Source organism: Kitasatospora sp. NPDC042419 (genome assembly GCF_056437345.1).
In genome coordinates this window covers 65,542-83,675 of sequence record NZ_JBWKAW010000022.1, presented here as the reverse complement: position 1 = coordinate 83,675, position 18,134 = coordinate 65,542, and the positions used below count along the sequence as shown (strand labels likewise).

General features: G+C 71.2%; 15 protein-coding genes. 7 read left to right on the top strand and 8 right to left on the bottom strand.

What is annotated here, in order from left to right:
* The first annotated feature begins 12 nt into the window (after positions 1 to 12).
* Together AC067J_RS31560 and AC067J_RS31555 are read left to right on the top strand one after the other, a co-directional pair.
* Positions 13 to 636, top strand: coding sequence for a GTP-binding protein (locus AC067J_RS31560; protein ID WP_478305102.1), 624 nt, complete (start codon positions 13 to 15; stop codon positions 634 to 636).
* Positions 633 to 1,916, top strand: coding sequence for a cytochrome P450 (locus tag AC067J_RS31555; protein WP_478304994.1), 1,284 nt, complete (start codon positions 633 to 635; stop codon positions 1,914 to 1,916). Before AC067J_RS31560 ends, AC067J_RS31555 begins: the two co-directional genes overlap by 4 nt.
* A gap of 150 nt (positions 1,917 to 2,066) precedes the next feature.
* Here AC067J_RS31555 and AC067J_RS31550 read toward each other — a convergent pair whose 3' ends face one another.
* The 6 genes from AC067J_RS31550 to AC067J_RS31525 all read right to left on the bottom strand — a co-directional run bounded on the left by AC067J_RS31550 (position 2,067) and on the right by AC067J_RS31525 (position 7,710).
* The gene (locus AC067J_RS31550; RefSeq protein ID WP_478304992.1) at positions 2,067 to 2,696 is read right to left on the bottom strand and encodes a DUF4276 family protein; all 630 of its coding nucleotides are present in this window, start codon (positions 2,694 to 2,696) and stop codon (positions 2,067 to 2,069) included.
* Complete coding sequence (locus tag AC067J_RS31545) at positions 2,693 to 4,135, bottom strand: AAA family ATPase (protein WP_478304990.1); 1,443 nt, start codon at positions 4,133 to 4,135, stop codon at positions 2,693 to 2,695. The genes AC067J_RS31550 and AC067J_RS31545 overlap by 4 nt, the downstream gene beginning before the upstream one ends.
* A gap of 162 nt (positions 4,136 to 4,297) precedes the next feature.
* Complete coding sequence (gene msrB, locus AC067J_RS31540) at positions 4,298 to 4,702, bottom strand: peptide-methionine (R)-S-oxide reductase MsrB (RefSeq protein WP_478304988.1); 405 nt, start codon at positions 4,700 to 4,702, stop codon at positions 4,298 to 4,300.
* Positions 4,703 to 4,723: 21 nt separating this feature from the next.
* A complete protein-coding gene (murC, locus tag AC067J_RS31535; RefSeq protein WP_478304986.1) occupies positions 4,724 to 6,148 on the bottom strand; it encodes a UDP-N-acetylmuramate--L-alanine ligase in 1,425 nt (474 codons plus the stop codon).
* A gap of 188 nt (positions 6,149 to 6,336) precedes the next feature.
* Positions 6,337 to 6,798, bottom strand: coding sequence for an indole-3-glycerol phosphate synthase (locus tag AC067J_RS31530; protein WP_478304984.1), 462 nt, complete (start codon positions 6,796 to 6,798; stop codon positions 6,337 to 6,339).
* A gap of 144 nt (positions 6,799 to 6,942) precedes the next feature.
* On the bottom strand, positions 6,943 to 7,710 hold the full coding sequence (locus AC067J_RS31525) for a pyrimidine reductase family protein (RefSeq protein ID WP_478304982.1): 768 nt from the start codon (positions 7,708 to 7,710) through the stop codon (positions 6,943 to 6,945).
* Positions 7,711 to 7,812: 102 nt separating this feature from the next.
* Between AC067J_RS31525 and zapE the strand changes: the two genes are divergently transcribed.
* The 4 genes from zapE (at position 7,813) to AC067J_RS31505 (ending at position 13,242) form a co-directional block, all read left to right on the top strand.
* Positions 7,813 to 8,874, top strand: coding sequence for a cell division protein ZapE (gene zapE / locus AC067J_RS31520; protein WP_478305100.1), 1,062 nt, complete (start codon positions 7,813 to 7,815; stop codon positions 8,872 to 8,874).
* Positions 8,875 to 9,020: 146 nt separating this feature from the next.
* Complete coding sequence (uvrB, locus tag AC067J_RS31515; RefSeq protein ID WP_478304980.1) at positions 9,021 to 11,117, top strand: excinuclease ABC subunit UvrB; 2,097 nt, start codon at positions 9,021 to 9,023, stop codon at positions 11,115 to 11,117.
* Between the two features lie 328 nt (positions 11,118 to 11,445).
* Entirely contained in the window at positions 11,446 to 12,027 is a 582-nt protein-coding gene (locus AC067J_RS31510) for a TerD family protein (protein WP_478304979.1), read from the top strand.
* Positions 12,028 to 12,264: 237 nt separating this feature from the next.
* Complete coding sequence (locus AC067J_RS31505; protein ID WP_478304977.1) at positions 12,265 to 13,242, top strand: TerC family protein; 978 nt, start codon at positions 12,265 to 12,267, stop codon at positions 13,240 to 13,242.
* Between the two features lie 141 nt (positions 13,243 to 13,383).
* On the opposite strand, the gene AC067J_RS31500 is transcribed toward AC067J_RS31505, so the two are convergent.
* On the bottom strand, positions 13,384 to 14,037 hold the full coding sequence (locus AC067J_RS31500) for an MBL fold metallo-hydrolase (protein WP_478304975.1): 654 nt from the start codon (positions 14,035 to 14,037) through the stop codon (positions 13,384 to 13,386).
* Positions 14,038 to 14,091: 54 nt separating this feature from the next.
* Positions 14,092 to 14,928: a maleylpyruvate isomerase family mycothiol-dependent enzyme gene (locus tag AC067J_RS31495; RefSeq protein ID WP_478304973.1), complete on the bottom strand. Its 837-nt coding sequence runs from the start codon at positions 14,926 to 14,928 to the stop codon at positions 14,092 to 14,094.
* A gap of 273 nt (positions 14,929 to 15,201) precedes the next feature.
* Here AC067J_RS31495 and uvrA point away from each other — a divergent pair, with 273 nt between their 5' ends.
* Positions 15,202 to 18,114: an excinuclease ABC subunit UvrA gene (uvrA, locus tag AC067J_RS31490; protein WP_478304971.1), complete on the top strand. Its 2,913-nt coding sequence runs from the start codon at positions 15,202 to 15,204 to the stop codon at positions 18,112 to 18,114.
* The last annotated feature ends 20 nt before the right edge of the window (positions 18,115 to 18,134 follow it).

The window sequence follows — 18,134 nt, the reverse complement described above, 5'->3', positions numbered from 1 at the left end:
GACCAGACGCTGATGAAGCTGGTGGTGGCCGGCCCGTTCGGGGTCGGCAAGACGACACTGATCCGCACCCTCTCGGAGATCCCGACCCTGCACACCGAGGAGGCGATGACCGAGACGGGCGCCCCGGTGGACGACGTGGCCGGCCTCCCCGGCAAGGCCACCACCACGGTCGCGGTCGACTTCGGGCGGCTCACCCTGCCCGGCCAGGTGGTGCTCTACATGTTCGGCACGCCGGGCCAGCGCCGGTTCTTCCCGCTCTGGCAGGACATCGCGCGCGGCGCGGTCGGCGCCCTGGTGCTGGCCGACACCCGGCGGCTGGCCGACTCCTTCGAGATCATGGACATGGTCGAGGAGCAGGGCCTGCCGTACGCGGTCGCCGTCAACGTCTTCCCCGACGCGCCCGTCCACCCGCCCGAGGTGCTCCGGGCCCACCTGGACCTGCACGCGGCCACCCCGCTGGTGCTCTGCGACGCCCGGGAGCGCGGCTCCAGCCTGGACGCGCTGATCGCCCTCGCCGAACACGTCCTGCACGGCCTGCCCGCGAGCCCCGACCCCGCCGAGCCCCACCCCGCCGCGCCCGGCCCTGCGACGCCCGACCCCGCCGCGCTCGACCCCGCCGCCCCGGAGCAGCCGTGACCAGCCCCGACGACGTACCCGCCGCGAGCCCCGCCCCCGACGACGTACCCGCCCCCGACCCCGCCCCCGCCGCAGGTGAAGGCGCGGGCGGGGCGGCTCCCCGGGCGGTCCCCCTCCACGGCCCGGCCTTCGCCGCCGACCCGCAGGCCGTCTACGAGCGGCTCCGCCGCCACGGGCCGGTCGCCCCGGTGGAGATCGCCCCCGGCGTCGAGGCCCTGCTGGTCACCGACTACCAGGCCGCCCTCGACCTGCTGCGCGACAGCGACACCTTCTCCAAGGACTCCCGGGCCTGGCAGCGGACGGTCCCGCCGGACTCCCCGCTGCTGCCGGTGCTCGGCTACCGCCCGACCGCCCTCTTCAGCGACGGCGCGACGCACGCCCGCTACCGCCAGGTGATCACCGACGGCCTGGCCCTGCTGGAGCCGCACGTGCTCCAGCGCCGGGTGGCCGAGGTCGCCCACCGGCTGATCGGTGCCTTCGAGGCCACCGGCTCCGCCGACCTGATCGCCGACTACGCGCGGCGCCTGCCGGTCCACGTCGTCACCACCTGGTTCGGCGTGCCGGAGGAGCACGCCGACCGCCTGGTGGCCGGGATCGTCGGCATGATCGAGTCCACCGAGAAGGCGGTGGCCGCGTACGGGGACCTCGTCGCGGTGGTCACCGGGATGGTCGCCGAGCGGCGCGTACGGCCCCGGCACGACCTGACCTCGTGGTTCCTCACCCACCCCGCGGGGCTGGACAACGAGGAGGTGGTCCGGCAGATCACCCTGACCATGATCGCCGGGAACGAGCCGACCACCAACCTGATCGGCAACGCCCTGCTCCGCCTGCTCACCGACGCCCGCTACGCCGGGTCGCTGTTCGGCGGCGCGATGACGGCGTACCAGGCGATCGACGAGGTGCTCTGGCACGAGCCGCCACTGGCCAACCTCTCCGCGCACTACCCGCGCTACGACGTCACCTTCCACGGCCGGGAGATCGCGGCCGGCTCCCTCGTCCTGGTCTCCTACGCGGCCGCCAACTCCCAGGCCGCCCCGCCCGCCGGCGGCGGCGAGCTGCGCAGCGGCGAGTCCGCGCACCTCGCCTGGGCCGCCGGCCCGCACTCCTGTCCGGCCCGGGACCCGGCGCTGCTGATCGCCATCACCGCGATCGAGCAGCTCACCAGCCGCCTCAGCGAGCTGGAACTCGCCACCCCCGCGGAGGCCCTCCGCTGGCGCCCGGGCCCGTTCCACCGCGCCCTGGTGGAGCTGCCGGTCCGCTTCGCCCCGGTCGCCGGGTAGCACGAGGGCCCGGGAACCGAACCGGTTCCCGGGCCCCGCCGTGCGACGTGCCGGTGCTACTCCGCCGGCTTCAGCGTCAGCGAGACGCTGTTGATGCAGTACCGCTGGTCGGTCGGCGCGCCTTGGCCGAGGCGCCTCGGACGGTTGGAGCTAGAGAGCCTGAAACGCGATCCGGAGATCTGTCATGAATGCCTGCCATGAGGGAAGTTGACTGACCGGCCCGAACGCGTCCAGGCGCTCCAACAGCTGGTGGCGGTGTTGCGGGAACCGTCTCCGGAAATTGTCGAGCCGCCGCCCCGTACTCCCGTTCGCGGTGGCCAGACTCTCGCGTAGCAGCTTCTTGGGGTCCGGCACACGCTCGGCTGCGATGCCTTTGGGGAGGGTGAGCCGGGCCTTCCCGTTGGGGTTCTCCGCGACCTGGCGGATCGAATGCTCGTCCAGGAGCAGCCACGCCTCAAGCGTACGGACCGGCACCGCCGCAATGTGCAGGTGTTCCGGCCAGGTAGTACCCACTGCCTGTGCGACCTCGCTGCGGCGTTCCTGCGGTCCGATGCGGTCGGCGTCGCGGTGGACGATGATGAGGTCGTAGTTGGAGTCGTCCAAGGCGCGAATGGCACGCAACTTCGCTGGCACCGAGTGCAGCTCGGTTACCGGCAAGCGGCCGAAGTCCGGTGCTGTCACGATGGCTTGGAGTCCTTCTCGGGCCGCGGCTGCCTCAATGTGGGGGACGAGTCCGTTGTCGCTGGCTCCCTCGCCGGTGAACAGAACGCGAAGGGTCACGCCATGCTCCAGTCGAGTGTGGTCTGCGCGCCTGGGGGAGTGGTCAGGTACGGCAGGATGTCGGCCTTGGTGACGTAGTCCCGATCACCTTCGGAGGCGCGCCAGGTGCCGCGAAGCGGCCGGAGCTGGAGACTGCGTGCCAGGGTTCCGTCATCGAGTCTCCGAAGTACGGAGTCGGCGAACAAGAGGTCGTTCCGGTCCACCAGCTGGACTACGCCCGGGGAATGGGTGTTGATGAGCACCTGTCGAAACGGATTGTCGGCTCCCGGAGTGGCCGCAGGATCGACGGCCAGGTCCTGGACCAGCTCGACCATGGGTACGAGGTTGGCCGGATGAATCCCGTTCTCCGGCTCTTCCATGCACACCATGCCGCGGACGCTGTTGTCCTCCAGCAGTACGCAGAGCGCGAGAAATCGAAGAGTTCCCTCGGAGAGGCTGCGGGCCGGGAGGAACATTCCATCGGCTTCTCGGACCTTGACGGTCAGGAGTTGGCGCACTTCGTCCTGGTCGACGGCGAGGTCGCGGATTTGTACGCCGGTAAGATCGGACAGCCTGCCGGCGACGCGGGCGTACACCCGCTCCGGGTCGAGTTCGGCCGCTCGTTCGGCGGATTCGGCCGCCGTATGCGCGATTCGGTACAGGGCCGCCGGAAGGTGCGACCCGTCCGCCTCCATTATCTGGGGATCAACGAACCGGTCTGCACTACGAAGGGCTGAAGGTTCCAGGGCGAGTCGGCGCCAGGACTCCATCTCTCGCCTTGCCGCGAGGATGGTGGGATCGTCGCTGGACGTGATGGTGGAGACGACGGTGGCCGGAGCCCGGGACGCGGCTGCGGGCTTCGGCTGGCCTCGGCTGCCGCCGTCCTGATGGATCTTGACGATCGGTTCACCGTTGGCCGCGTCGGTGTCGGTGGAGATGTACGGAGCACCGCTGCGGTGACCGAGGATCACCTCGTTGCGGAACCGCGCCGCACTGTGCGGGAAGCGGATGTGCTCCTTGGCTGCGCCCTTGGTGATGTGGCGCAGGTCCTCGCGAAGAAGGGTCAGACGGCCGAACCGGTCCAGCCCGGACGGCTCCTGGTACCCGATCTCCAGCTCGTACCGCAGGAAGGTGGTCGTAGGCCTCGCGACCCTACCGAAGTCGTCCTCGATCGTGGCCGGAACGATCATTTCCACCGCGAAGCTCATCCTGTGCCGGCCCGGGAGGTAGCCCTTCCAGAACAGGTCACGTGGGTCGCCGTGCCTCTCGCCGTGTACCCCACGGACCTCCTGAGCGGCTTCCATCATCGACTTGTCCGCCAGGAGGGAGAGGAACTGGATCGCGTCGAAGACGTTCGACTTCCCGGTCCCGTTCTCACCAGCGATGCAGGTGAAGGGGCCGAAGTCGACCCCGAGGCCAAGGAGGTTCTTGAATCCGTGGACCTCTAGGCGGGTGAGCATCAGGACCCTTCCGGCCGACGGGGCGGTTCCACTTCACCGTGACTGATTCAGTGCCGGGCCAGCCTATCCAGTTCTCGGACAGCGCCCCGCGCATGGTTGCGCGACCGGGCGCGGGCGGGTGCCATCTCGATGGCCCCCGCCCGCGCTGTTTCTTCGGATCTGCTACTCCGCCGGCTTCAGCGTCAGCGAGACGCTGTTGATGCAGTACCGCTGGTCGGTCGGCGTGCCGTAGCCCTCGCCCTCGAAGACGTGCCCGAGGTGCCCGCCGCAGCGGGCGCAGCGGACCTCGACCCGGCGCATGCCGAGCGAGGTGTCCTCGATGTACTGGACGCGGTCCCCGGCGAGCGGCGCGTAGTAGGACGGCCAGCCGCAGTGGCTGTCGAACTTGGTCTCCGAGCTGAACAGCTCGGCGCCGCAGGCCCGGCAGCCGTAGACGCCGACCGTCTTGGTGTCGGTGTACTCGCCGGTGAACGGGCGCTCGGTGCCGGCCTCCCGGAGGACGTGGTACTCCTCCGGGGAGAGCTCGGCGCGCCACTCGGCGTCGGTCTTCTCGATCTCGTAGCTCATGACGGCTCCAGGTCGGGGGACTCAGACGTTGGTGGCCACGTTCGCGAGGTGCTCCAGGCCCCTACCCAATTCTGCCAGGACGGCCGGGCCGAGGTTGGTGACGTCCCCCGCGCCCATGGTGAGCAGCAGGTCGCCCGGGCGGGCCAGCGCGGCCAGCAGGGCGGGGGCGGCGGCGAAGTCGTGCTCGGCGGTGACCTCGGCGCCGGCCTTCCGGGCGGCCTCGATGATCAGCTCGCTGGTGATGCCGGGGATCGGGTCCTCGCGGGCCGGGTAGATGTCGAGCACGACGGAGGCGTCGGCCAGGGCCAGCGCGGCGCCCATCTCCTCGGCGAGCTGCTGGGTGCGGCTGAACAGGTGCGGCTGGAAGACGACCAGGACGCGCCCGTCGGTGGCCTCCCGGATCGCCTCCAGGTCGGCGGTCATCTCGGTCGGGTGGTGCGCGTAGGAGTCGATCACCTGGACCCCGCCGGCCTCGCCCTTGAGCTGCAGGCGGCGGCGCACGCCGGTGTAGGCGGCGATCGCCTTGGCCAGGTCGGTGGCCGGGACGCCCAGCGCGACGCCCGCGGCCAGCGCGGCGACCGCGTTGTGCGCGTAGTGCCGGCCGGGCACCGAGACGGTGAAGGTGAGCTCGGCGCCGTCGAGCAGGACGGTCACCTCGCTGGTCATGCCGTGCGCGACCACCGACAGGACGCGGAGGTCGGCGTCCTCGGCGGCGCCGACGGTGACCACCCGCAGGCCCTCGCGGCCGGCGACCCGGGCGGTCAGCTCGCGGGCGCCCTCGTGGTCGGCGGAGACGACCAGGGTGCCGCCGGGGGCGATCCGGCCGACGAAGGTCTCGAAGGACTCGTGGATCTCGTCGATCGACGCGTAGTTGGCGTGGTGGTCGAGCTCCACGTTGAGCACGATCGCCACCTCGGGTGCGTACTTGTGGAAGCTGCGGTCGCTCTCGTCGGCCTCGGCGACGAAGATCTCGCCGGTGCCGTGGTGGGCGTTGGAGCCGGGCGCGTCGAGGTCGCCGCCGATCGCGTAGGACGGGTCGAGGCCCAGCTCGCCGAGCGCGACGGCGAGCATGCTGGTGGTGGTGGTCTTGCCGTGGGTGCCGGCCACGGCCAGCGCCCGGCGGCCGCCCATCAGCGCGGCCAGCGCGTCGGAGCGGTGCACCACCGGGATGCCGCGCTCGCGGGCGGTGGCCAGCTCCGGGTTGTCGGCGCGGATCGCGCTGGACACCACGATGCTGCTGGCGCCGTCCGGCACGTGCTCGGCGGCGTGGCCGATGTGCACGCTGGCACCGAGGGCGCGCAGCGCGAGGACGGTCTCGGACTCCTTGGAGTCGCTGCCGGAGACGCTGGCGCCGCGCACCGCGAGGATCTTCGCCAGGCCGGACATCCCGGCGCCGCCGATGCCGATGAAGTGCGGGGCGTGCAGGTCGTGCGCGGCGTCGTTCAAGGCGGGACTCCGTACGGGCGATGGGCCCCTCCTGCCCGACGGCGGGCGAGGAGGGAGGGACAGGGGGTCAGGGCGGGCGGCAAAGGCGAATCGCCCTCGCGGACCGGACCGCAAGGACGATTCTGCACCACCGGGCGACCGGGGCGGCTCTGCCGGATCCTGCCGGGCGGTCGCCGCGGGGGAGGGTGTCAGGAGTCGCTGGCGAACAACCGCAGCACCGGGACGCCCACCTTGTGCCGGGCCTGGGAGGCCCAGTCGCGGTGGAAGAACTCCTCCACGAAGTGCGGCGAGGTGAGCACCACCACCTCGTCGGCCTGGTGCTCCTCGACCACGGCCCGCAGCCGGTCCAGGGGCTTCTCCTCGACCAGCTCGCCGACCGCCTCGGCGCCGGCCCGCCGCAGGTGGCGCAGGCTGTGCTCCAGCGACTCGGTGGCCACCGTCGGCCCGGTCTCGGACTCGTCGTGCTCGTGCACCACCTTGTCGAGGTGGCCGAGGGCGACGTCGTCCAGCGCCCGCAGCAGCTCGTCCTGCTTGCCGCGCGGCTGCATGAGGACGACGAAGGACACCTTCTCGTCGCTGTGGAGCGTGGTGACCAGCTCCACGTCGGCGTCGGAGAGCGCCTTTTCGATCATCAGTACCGTCTTGAACACGTGAGTCCCTTCCAGTCGCCGGCCCCCGGGCTCCGGCATCGGATCCCATACTGCCCCGGCGGAAGCTTTCCGCACCTCGCTCACCCGACGCACGGGCCACGCGGAGGGAACGTCCCAAGTGGGAGCGGGATCACTGTCCGGGGGTCACGGGGTCGGCGGACGCAGGTAGCGGGTGAAGAGGAATCCTTTCTGCTCGATCAATGAGACCAGTCGCATCCGCTGCACGTCAGGCATTTCCGCATCGTGGATGATCCGCGGCGCGTCGCCGGCCGTGATCAGCGGTGCCAGGGACAGGCACAGCTCGTCGAGCAGGCCGTCGGCGGCCAGCCGTCCCAGCAGCCGCGGTCCGCCCTCGCTCAGCATTCTCGTCCAGCCCCGGGCGGCCAGCGCCGCGACCGCCGCCCGCAGGTCCACCGAGCCCCGGCCCGCGACGATCACGTCGGCCACCTCGGCCACCGCCGCCCGGCTCTCCTCGGGCGCGTCCTCGGTGGTGATCACGACCGTCCGCACCAGCGGTTCGGTGAACAGCGGCGCCGCCAGGTCCAGCCCCAGCGAGCGGGTGACGACCGCGATGGCCGGCGCCGGCGCCTGCCCGGCCGCCCGTCGCGCCGCGGCGAACTCGGCCCGGGCCCGGCCCGGCCGGTACCCCTCGGCGCGCACCGTCTCGGCCCCCACCAGCACCACGTCCGACAGTGCCCGCAGCACACCGAAGATCCGTTTGTCGGCCGAACTGGAGAGCCCCTCCGAGAGCCCGTCCAGCCGGGCCCCGCCGTCCAGCCCCGCCACCATGTTGGCGCGCAGCCACGGACGGCCGTGATTCACCTGGTCGGGGTACGCGTAGACGGCGGCGAGCGACTCCAGTGAGGCCGGGTCGGCGACCGGCTCGGCCAGCGGGCTGATCAACTGTTGCATGCCATCAGTCTTCCACCGGCGCGCGCCGGCGGCCGGGGCCCACCGCGCGCGCGGCCAGGCGTACCCTGTACTACCGTGCCAGCAGCCTCCCACCCCGACGCCGTGATCGACTCCGAGCCGATAGCCGCGGACGGCCCCGCCGCCGGACCGGTCGCGCTCACCGACCGGCGCCCCGTCGTCCCCGCCGAGCGCCTGGTCGCCGAGATGGTCCCGCCGCCGCGCTTCTCCGACGTGAGCTTCGGGACGTACATCCCGGACCCGACGCAGCCCAGCCAGTACGAGGCCGTCCAGGTCCTGGAGCAGTTCGCCGGCGCGCTCAACAGCGGGAACGGCGCCGCCCCGAAGCGCAGCTGGTTCCGCCGCAGCGCCCCCGCGCCCACCGGCCCGGCCGGCGTCTACCTGGACGGCGGCTACGGCGTCGGCAAGACCCACCTGCTCGCCTCGCTCTGGCACGCCGCGCCCGGCCCCAAGGCCTTCGGCACCTTCGTCGAACTGACCAACCTGGTCGGCGCGCTCGGCTTCCAGCAGGCCGTGACCACGCTCTCCGGGCACAAGCTGCTCTGCATCGACGAGTTCGAGCTGGACGACCCGGGCGACACCGTGCTGGTCTCCACCCTGCTCGGCCGCCTGGTCGACAACGGCGTGCGGCTCTGCGCCACCTCCAACACCCTGCCCGAGAAGCTCGGCGAGGGGCGCTTCGCCGCCGCCGACTTCCTCCGCGAGATCCAGGGCCTGTCCGCGCACTTCCGCCCGATGCGGATCGACGGCCAGGACTACCGCCACCGCGGCCTGCCGGCCGCCCCGCCGCCGTACACCGACGCGCAGGTGGACACCGCCGCGAACCGCACCCCCGGCGCCTCGCTGGACGACTTCGACGCCCTGCTCGGCCACCTCTCGGCCGTCCACCCCAGCCGCTACGGCGCGCTGCTGGACGACGTCACGGCGGTCTGCCTGCGCGGCGTGCGGCAGGTCGACGACCAGTCCACCGCGCTGCGCCTGGTCGTCCTCGCGGACCGGATGTACGACCGCGAGCTGCCGGTCACCGCGTCCGGGATCCCCTTCGACCAGGTGTTCCCGGAGGAGATGCTGCGCGGCGGCTACCGCAAGAAGTACCTGCGGGCCGTCTCCCGCCTGGTCGCACTCGCCCGCGACAGCGCCCGCTAGGGCGTGCCCAGGGGTGTTTGCAAAGTCCGCCGCGACTTTGCAAACACCTCCCGCGGCTGGCCCGGACCGGGCCGGGCGTCCCGTCGGGTCCGCCGGGTCCGCCGGAGGGACCCGTCTTTGTCGGTGGTGGGCCGTACGGTGGACACGTGCGACCCATCACGAGTATTGAGCGGTCAGAGACGCCCTTCGAGGTCGTCAGTCCCTACCAGCCCAACGGCGACCAGCCGGCGGCCATCGCCGAGCTGGAGCGCCGGGTCCGGGGCGGCGAGAAGGACGTCGTCCTGCTCGGTGCCACCGGTACCGGCAAGTCGGCCACCACGGCCTGGATGATCGAGAAGCTCCAGCGCCCCACCCTGGTGATGGCGCCGAACAAGACCCTGGCCGCCCAGCTCGCCAACGAGTTCCGCGAGCTGCTGCCGAACAACGCGGTCGAGTACTTCGTCTCCTACTACGACTACTACCAGCCCGAGGCGTACGTCCCGCAGACGGACACCTACATCGAGAAGGACTCCTCGATCAACGAGGAGGTCGAGCGGCTGCGGCACTCCGCCACCAACTCGCTGCTCACCCGCCGGGACGTGGTCGTGGTCGCCTCCGTCTCCTGCATCTACGGCCTCGGCACCCCGCAGGAGTACGTGGACCGGATGGTGCGGCTCAAGGTCGGCGAGGAGATCGACCGCGACGTCCTGCTCCGCCGCTTCGTCGACATCCAGTACACCCGCAACGACCTCGCCTTCACCCGCGGCACCTTCCGGGTCCGCGGCGACACCATCGAGATCTTCCCGGTCTACGAGGAGCTCGCCGTCCGGATCGAGATGTTCGGCGACGAGATCGAGGCGCTCTACACCCTGCACCCGCTCACCGGCGAGATCATCAGCCAGGACGACTCCGTCCACGTCTTCCCGGCCTCGCACTACGTCGCCGGCCCGGAGCGGATGGAGCGCGCGGTCGGCGACATCGAGAAGGAGCTGGAGGAGACCCTCGCGCGGATGGAGAAGCAGGGCAAGCTGCTGGAGGCCCAGCGGCTGCGCATGCGCACCACCTACGACATCGAGATGCTCCGCCAGATCGGCACCTGCTCCGGCGTCGAGAACTACTCGATGCACTTCGACGGCCGCGAGCCCGGCTCCCCGCCGAACACCCTGCTCGACTACTTCCCGGAGGACTTCCTCCTGGTCATCGACGAGTCGCACGTCACCGTCCCGCAGATCGGCGCGATGTACGAGGGCGACGCCTCGCGCAAGCGCACCCTGGTCGAGCACGGGTTCCGGCTGCCCTCCGCGATGGACAACCGCCCGCTGAAGTGGGAGGAGTTCCAGGAGCGGATCGGCCAGACCGTCTACCTCTCCGCCACCCCCGGCCAGTACGAGCTGTCCCGCGGCGACGGCCAGGTCGAGCAGATCATCCGCCCGACCGGCCTGATCGACCCCGAGGTGATCGTCAAGCCCACCGAGGGCCAGATCGACGACCTGGTGCACGAGGTCCGCAAGCGGGTGGAGAAGGACGAGCGCGTCCTGGTCACCACCCTGACCAAGAAGATGTCCGAGGACCTCACCGACTACATGCTCGGCCTCGACATCCGGGTCCGGTACCTGCACAGCGACATCGACACGCTGCGCCGGGTCGAGCTGCTGCGCGAGCTGCGAGCCGGCGAGTACGACGTGCTGGTCGGCATCAACCTGCTCCGCGAGGGCCTGGACCTCCCCGAGGTCTCGCTGGTGGCCATCCTGGACGCCGACAAGGAGGGCTTCCTGCGCTCCGGCACCTCGCTGATCCAGACCATCGGCCGCGCGGCCCGCAACGTCTCCGGCCAGGTCCACATGTACGCGGACCGGATCACCCCGGCGATGGAGAAGGCCATCGACGAGACCAACCGCCGGCGGGCCGTCCAGCAGGCGTACAACAAGGAGCACGGGATCGACCCGCAGCCGCTGCGGAAGAAGATCGGCGACATCCTGGACACCCTCTCCCGCGAGGAGATCGACACCGACCAGCTGCTCTCCACCGGCTACCGCGGTGCCGGGGGCAAGGGCGCCAAGGCACCGGTCCCGGCCCTGGGCAGCGACCGCAAGCCGGCCAAGTCGATGCCGGCCGCCGAGCTGGCCGAGCTGATCCAGTCGATGACGGAGCGGATGCACGCGGCCGCGACGGACCTCCAGTTCGAGGTCGCGGCCCGGCTGCGCGACGAGGTCAAGGAGCTGAAGAAGGAGTTGCGGCAGATGCGCGAGGCCGGCATCGCGTAGCGCCGTCCCCCCGTCGTCCCGCTCCCGTCCCCTGCTGTCACCTGTCGTCGCCCGCCGTCCCCCGGCATCCGCCCGGGGAGCGCTCCCGAGACCCCGTCGGGCGTGGCCGGTTCCTTTCCCGGTCAAGCCCGGCGGTGTCTCAGCCCTGCCACAAAGGGGTACACGGCGATCGAAGCGTTCTGCCGCAGGGCCTAGGCTGGCCTGCGGTGCCGCCACTGGACGGGGCGGCCGAAACAGGGGGCCTCAGCCGGGGGACGGCAACGGGGTGTTCCACCGTGGAGCCTGCGCGGGGATCGACCGCGCGGCTGGGCAGAGAGGACACATCGCCGTGTCGGTGACACTTGCCAAGGGGCAGCGGGTCAGTCTCCAGAAGGGGTCGGGCGAGACGCTCACCGTCGTCCGGATGGGCCTCGGCTGGGAGGCGGCGCCCCGGCGCGGCCTCTTCGGCAGCCGGACCAGGCAGATCGACCTGGACGCCTCGGCCCTGCTGTACGCCGAGCGGACGCCGTCCGACGTCGTCTTCTTCCAGCACCTGGAGAGTTCCGACGGCTCGGTCAGGCACACTGGGGACAACCTGGTCGGCGGAGCCGGCGCGGGGGAGGACGACGAGGCGATCCTGGTCGACCTGGCGCACGTGCCGCCGCACATCACCCAGGTGGTGTTCACGGTGAGCTCGTACACCGGGCAGACCTTCGCGGAGGTCCGGAACGCGCACTGCCGGCTGGTCGACGAGTCGACCGGGCTGGAGCTGGCCCGGTACGAGCTGACCGGCGGCGGTCCGCACACCGGGCAGATCATGGCGAAGGTGTTCCGCGAGGAGTCCGGCGGCTGGGGCATGCAGGCGATCGGGGCTCCGGCCCGCGGCCGGACCTTCCAGGACCTGCTGCCGGCCATCGAGCCGTTCCTGTAGCGGCCGGCCGGGGCCGCAGGGGGCGGCGACTTTACCTTCTTTACCTTTACTTGGGGGTTCTGTTACCCTCGTTGACAGCGGAGGGGAGTATTCCCCCGCAGTCGTCCCCGTCATCACGGGCGCCCCCAGCGGCGCCCCGGGGCGCTGGTCCGCGGGTGCGCCGCAGCGCGCCCGACGGGCGGAAGAGACCTCCGGCAGTGACGATGACTGTCTCGCCTACCTGCCGGAGGAGCAGTAGTGGACGTTTCCGTAAGCCTTTGGGTCGGCACGATCGTGGTGCTTTTGGCACTGATCGTGGCCGATTTCTTCATCGGCGGCCGCAAGCCGCACGAGGTGTCGATCAAGGAAGCCGGTATCTGGACCACGGTCTGGGTCGTGCTGGCGGCACTCTTCGGCGGGTTCCTCTGGTGGCACTCCGGCGCGCAGCCGGCCGGTGAGTTCTTCGCCGGGTACATCACCGAGAAGTCGCTCAGCGTCGACAACCTGTTCGTGTTCATCCTGATCATGAGCAAGTTCGCGGTGCCGAGGATCTACCAGCAGCGCGTGCTGATGTTCGGTGTGATCATCGCCCTGGTGCTCCGGGCGGTCTTCATCGCCGGCGGCGCGGCCCTGGTCACGCAGTTCTCCTGGGTCTTCTTCATCTTCGGCGCCTTCCTGATCTGGACGGCGTGGAAGCTGATCAAGGAGGCGCGCTCCGACGAGGAGGACGAGGAGTTCGAGGAGAACCGCCTGCTCAAGACGATCGAGCGGCGCTTCCCGTCGACCGACAAGTACCACGGCACCAAGCTCTTCATCCGGGAGAACGGCCGCCGGCTGATGACCCCGATGCTGATCGTCATGCTGGCGATCGGCACCACCGACGTCCTGTTCGCGCTGGACTCGATCCCGGCGATCTTCGGCCTGACCCAGGACCCGTACATCGTCTTCACCGCCAACGCCTTCGCCCTGATGGGCCTGCGCCAGCTGTACTTCCTGATCGGCGGCCTGCTGAAGAAGCTGGTCCACCTCTCGTACGGCCTGTCGGTGATCCTCGGCTTCATCGGCGTGAAGCTGGTCCTGCACGCGGCGCACGAGCAGGGCGCCCACGTGCCGGAGATCGGCATCCCGTTCTCGCTGGGCTTCATCGTGGTGGTGCTCGCCGTCACCACCGTGACCAGCCTGATGGCCTCGAAGAAGGCCGAGCGGGCCGAGGCGGCGGAGAAGATCGACGCCTGAGCCCCGCCCCCCGGCACAGCGGGCCCGCGACCGAGCAGTGGTCGCGGGCCCGCTGTCGTTTCCGGCGGCGCCCAGGCCCCCTACGGCGCCCCCTCGGGGCCCGTGCGGGCCCAGACCGGCCCGGGGCGCCCCGGGCCGGTCCTACCAGCCGCGCTCGCGCCAGGCGGGCAGGTTCGGGCGCTCGGCGCCCAGCGTGGTGTCGTTGCCGTGGCCGGGGTAGACCCAGGCCTCGTCGGGCAGGGCGTCGAAGAGCTTCTCGTTGACGTCCCGGAAGAGGCTCTCGAAGGCCGCCGGGTCGCCCCAGGTGTTGCCCACGCCGCCGGGGAAGAGGCAGTCGCCGGTGAACACGTGCGGGTGGCCCTGCGGGTCGTCGTAGACCAGCACGATCGCACCGGGGGTGTGCCCGACCAGGTGCCGGACGGTCAGCTCGCAGCTGCCCACCCGCAGGGTGTCGCCGTCGTCGAGCGGCAGGTCGGTCGGCACCTCGACGGCCTCGGCGTCGATCCGCCCGGCGGCGGTGCGGGCGCCGGTGGCGGCGACCACCTCGGCCAGCGCGCCCCAGTGGTCGTGGTGCCGGTGGGTGGTGACCACGGTGGCCAGGCCCCCGCCGACGCTCTCCAGCAGCACCGGCGCGTCGGCCGCCGCGTCGATCAGCAGCTGCTCGCCGGTGTCGCGGCAGCGCAGCAGGTAGGCGTTGTTGTCGTACGGTCCGACCGCCACCTTGGTGATGATGAGATGGGCCAGCTCGCGCACGTCCGGCGGTCCGCCGACCTTGACCGCTCCGTGGTACGTCATCCGTCCGCTCCTCCTGGTGTGGGTTGCCCTGACAGCATCTCGCCTCCGGGGCGGTCAGCCCAGCGGGGGGAGGGCCGGCAGGGCGGCGGGGCCGTCGGCGAGCGGGACGCCGTCCCGGTGGACCCGGAGGCCGTCGCCGGCGGAGCGGCCGGAGAGCCAGGCGGTGAGCGCCCGGACCGGGCCCTCGGCGGTCAGTCCGGGCCCGTCGCCGGCGGAGCCGATCCCGGCCTCGTCCGCGGTGTCCTCGGCCACCAGCCGGACCGCGGGGAGGCCCTCGGCCCCGGCCAGCCGGCCCGACAGCCGCCGGAACTCCGCCACCGCGAAGGACTCCGGCCAGTCCGCGGGCGTGTGGCCGGCGGCCAGGTCGACGTGGTGGTACTCGACCTCCATCAGCCGCTTCCACGGGATGTCGTACGCCGGGAAGGTGTAGCCGGTCCGGTGCCGGACCGGGGCGCTCCAGGCCGCGTCGGGCAGCAGCGCGGCAGCGGCGGCGAAGCCCTCGCCGGTGGCGTCCAGGTCCTCGGCCTGGACCTCCAGCGGACGGCCCGCGCCGTCCTCGATGCCCTGGTCACGGGCCTCGTCGCTGGCGTACTGCGGGATGTCGGTGCCGGTCCGGGCGCCGTCGAGCAGGTTGACCAGCGAGTCGGCGTTGCGGGCGAGGTGGGCCAGCACGTGCCCCCTGGTCCAGCCGGGCAGGGCGGACGGCTCCGCCAGGGCCGCGGGGTCCAGCCCCTTCACGGTCCGCAGCAGGGCGCCGGTGCTCGCTGCCACCTGGCGCAGCCGCTCGTCCGCGAGGGCGGCGGCTTCGGCGTGGTTCCCCGGGACGCCCTGGGGGACGCCCCGGGGGGTGGTCTCGGGGGTGGTCTCGGGGGTGGTCTCGGCGTCGGTCATCGGATGCGCTCCCCGTCGGAGTGGTCGGTGGCGTTGCCCGGACGGGCCCTCGCTCGTTGACGAGGGTGACGCTATCTCCCCGCGTCGTGGCTGAGCAGGGGTTTTCCCGAACCGCCCCTGTCAACGCCCGATAGGCGCTTCACTCGTTCGGGTGGACCCGGGTGGACGAGCTCGATAATCGAACGCGTGAGCTAGTAGGCTGACTGCCGCATCCTGGAAGAAGCAACACCTCACTTTCCAGCCCTCTCGCCCCGGAGAAAGGCGCCAGAAGCAGTGGCCGACCGCCTCATCGTCCGCGGTGCTCGCGAGCACAACCTCAAGAACGTCTCGCTCGACCTGCCCCGCGACTCCCTCATCGTCTTCACGGGCCTCTCCGGGTCCGGCAAGTCCTCGCTGGCCTTCGACACGATCTTCGCCGAGGGGCAGCGCCGCTACGTCGAGTCGCTGTCCTCCTACGCCCGCCAGTTCCTCGGGCAGATGGACAAGCCCGACGTCGACTTCATCGAGGGCCTCTCCCCGGCCGTCTCGATCGACCAGAAGTCCACCAACCGCAACCCGCGCTCGACCGTCGGCACCATCACCGAGGTCTACGACTACCTCCGCCTGCTGTTCGCCCGGATCGGCAAGCCGCACTGCCCGCACTGCGGGCGCCCGATCGCCAAGCAGTCCCCGCAGGCCGTCGTGGACAAGGTACTGGAGCTCGCCGAGGGCACCCGCTTCCAGGTGCTCAGCCCGGTGGTGCGCGAGCGCAAGGGCGAGTTCGTCGACCTCTTCGCCGACCTCCAGTCGAAGGGCTACGCCCGCGCCCGGGTGGACGGCGAGACGGTCCAGCTCGCCGAGCCGCCCAAGCTCAAGAAGCAGGAGAAGCACACCGTCGAGGTGGTCATCGACCGCCTCACCGTCAAGGAGAGCGCCAAGCGCCGCCTGACCGACTCGGTGGAGACGGCCCTGCGGCTCTCCGGCGGCATGGTCGTGCTCGACTTCGTCGACCTCCCGGAGGACGACCCCGAGCGCGAGCGGATGTACTCCGAGCACCTCTACTGCCCGTACGACGACGTGTCGTTCGAGGAGTTGGAGCCGCGCTCGTTCTCCTTCAACTCGCCGTTCGGCGCCTGCCCGGACTGCTCCGGCCTCGGCAACCGGATGGAGGTCGACCCGGAGCTGGTCGTCCCCGACGACGAGAAGTCGCTGGACGAGGGCGCCATCCACCCGTGGTCCGGCGGCCACACCAAGGAGTACTTCCAGCGCCTGATCGACGCGCTGGCCGGTGAGCTGGGCTTCCGCACCGACATCCCCTGGGCCGGACTGCCGGCCCGGGCGAAGAAGGCGCTGCTGTACGGGCACAAGCACCAGGTCGAGGTCCGCTACCGCAACCGGTACGGGCGCGACCGCTCGTACACCACGGGCTTCGAGGGCGCGGTGCCGTTCATCCAGCGCCGGCACACCGAGGCGGAGAGCGACTCCAGCCGCGAGCGCTTCGAGGGCTACATGCGCGAGGTGCCCTGCCCGACCTGCCAGGGCACCCGGCTCAAGCCGGTGGTGCTGGCCGTCACCGTCGAGGGCCGCTCGATCGCCGAGGTCTCCTCGATGTCGATCAGCGACTGCTCCGACTTCCTCGGCGCGATGAAGCTCAACGCCCGGGACAAGCAGATCGCCGAGCGCGTCCTCAAGGAGGTCAACGAGCGGCTCCGCTTCCTGGTCGACGTCGGCCTGGACTACCTCTCGCTCGACCGCGCGGCCGGCACCCTCTCCGGCGGCGAGGCCCAGCGCATCCGGCTCGCCACCCAGATCGGCTCCGGCCTGGTCGGCGTGCTCTACGTGCTGGACGAGCCGTCCATCGGCCTGCACCAGCGCGACAACCACCGGCTGATCGAGACCCTCGTCCGGCTCCGCGACATCGGCAACACCCTGATCGTCGTCGAGCACGACGAGGACACCATCAAGATGGCCGACTGGGTGGTCGACATCGGCCCCGGCGCCGGCGAGCACGGCGGCAAGGTGGTCCACTCCGGCTCGCTGAAGCAGCTGCTCGCCAACAAGGAGTCGCTCACCGGCCAGTACCTCTCCGGCAAGCGGTCCATCCCGATCCCGGCCGCCCGCCGCGACCGGGACAAGAAGCGCCAGCTGACCGTCCACGGCGCCCGCGAGCACAACCTCAAGGACGTCACGGTCGGCTTCCCGCTCGGCACCTTCACCGCGATCACCGGCGTCTCCGGCTCCGGCAAGTCGACCCTGGTCAACGACATCCTCTACACCCACCTCGCCCGGGAGCTGAACGGCGCCCGCACGGTGCCCGGCCGGCACACCCGGATCACCGGCACCGAGCAGGTGGACAAGGTGGTGCACGTCGACCAGTCGCCGATCGGCCGGACCCCGCGCTCCAACCCGGCCACCTACACCGGCGTCTTCGACCACGTCCGGCGGCTCTTCGCGGAGACCCAGGAGGCCAAGGTCCGCGGCTACCTGCCCGGCCGGTTCTCCTTCAACGTCAAGGGAGGCCGCTGCGAGAACTGCTCCGGCGACGGCACCATCAAGATCGAGATGAACTTCCTGCCGGACGTCTACGTCCCGTGCGAGGTCTGCCACGGCGCCCGGTACAACCGGGAGACGCTGGAGGTCCACTACAAGGGCCGGTCCATCGCCGAGGTGCTGGACATGCCCATCGAGGAGGCGCTCGGCTTCTTCGAGGCCGTCCCGGCGATCGCCCGCCACCTGAGGACGCTCAACGACGTCGGCCTCGGCTACGTCCGGCTCGGCCAGTCCGCGCCGACCCTCTCCGGCGGCGAGGCCCAGCGCGTCAAGCTCGCCTCCGAGCTGCAGAAGCGCTCCACCGGCCGGACGGTCTACGTGCTCGACGAGCCGACCACCGGTCTGCACTTCGAGGACATCAGCAAGCTGATCAAGGTGCTCTCCGGGCTGGTGGACAAGGGCAACACGGTGATCGTCATCGAGCACAACCTCGATGTGATCAAGACCGCCGACTGGATCGTCGACATGGGCCCCGAGGGCGGCTCCGGCGGCGGCACGGTCGTCGCCGAGGGCACCCCGGAGCAGATCGCGGCCGTCTCCGAGAGCCACACCGGCAAGTTCCTCCGGGACATCCTGCCGGGCGAGTTCGAGGACGCCCCGGTCGCCCCGGTCAAGGCCAGGGCACCGCGCAAGCGCGCCGTGGCCGCCAAGAAGTAGGCCGAAACCCGTTCCGGCCG

What these genes read in the sequence shown, in the direction of transcription:
- AC067J_RS31560 (WP_478305102.1), top strand. Translation starts at nt 13, where the DNA reads ATGAAGCTGGTGGTGGCCGGCCCGTTCGGGGTCGGCAAGACGACACTG.
- AC067J_RS31545 (WP_478304990.1), bottom strand. Translation starts at nt 4,135, where the DNA reads ATGCTCACCCGCCTAGAGGTCCACGGATTCAAGAACCTCCTTGGCCTC.
- msrB (WP_478304988.1), bottom strand. Translation starts at nt 4,702, where the DNA reads ATGAGCTACGAGATCGAGAAGACCGACGCCGAGTGGCGCGCCGAGCTC.
- AC067J_RS31525 (WP_478304982.1), bottom strand. Translation starts at nt 7,710, where the DNA reads ATGCAACAGTTGATCAGCCCGCTGGCCGAGCCGGTCGCCGACCCGGCC.
- AC067J_RS31500 (WP_478304975.1), bottom strand. Translation starts at nt 14,037, where the DNA reads ATGACGTACCACGGAGCGGTCAAGGTCGGCGGACCGCCGGACGTGCGC.
- AC067J_RS31495 (WP_478304973.1), bottom strand. Translation starts at nt 14,928, where the DNA reads ATGACCGACGCCGAGACCACCCCCGAGACCACCCCCGAGACCACCCCC.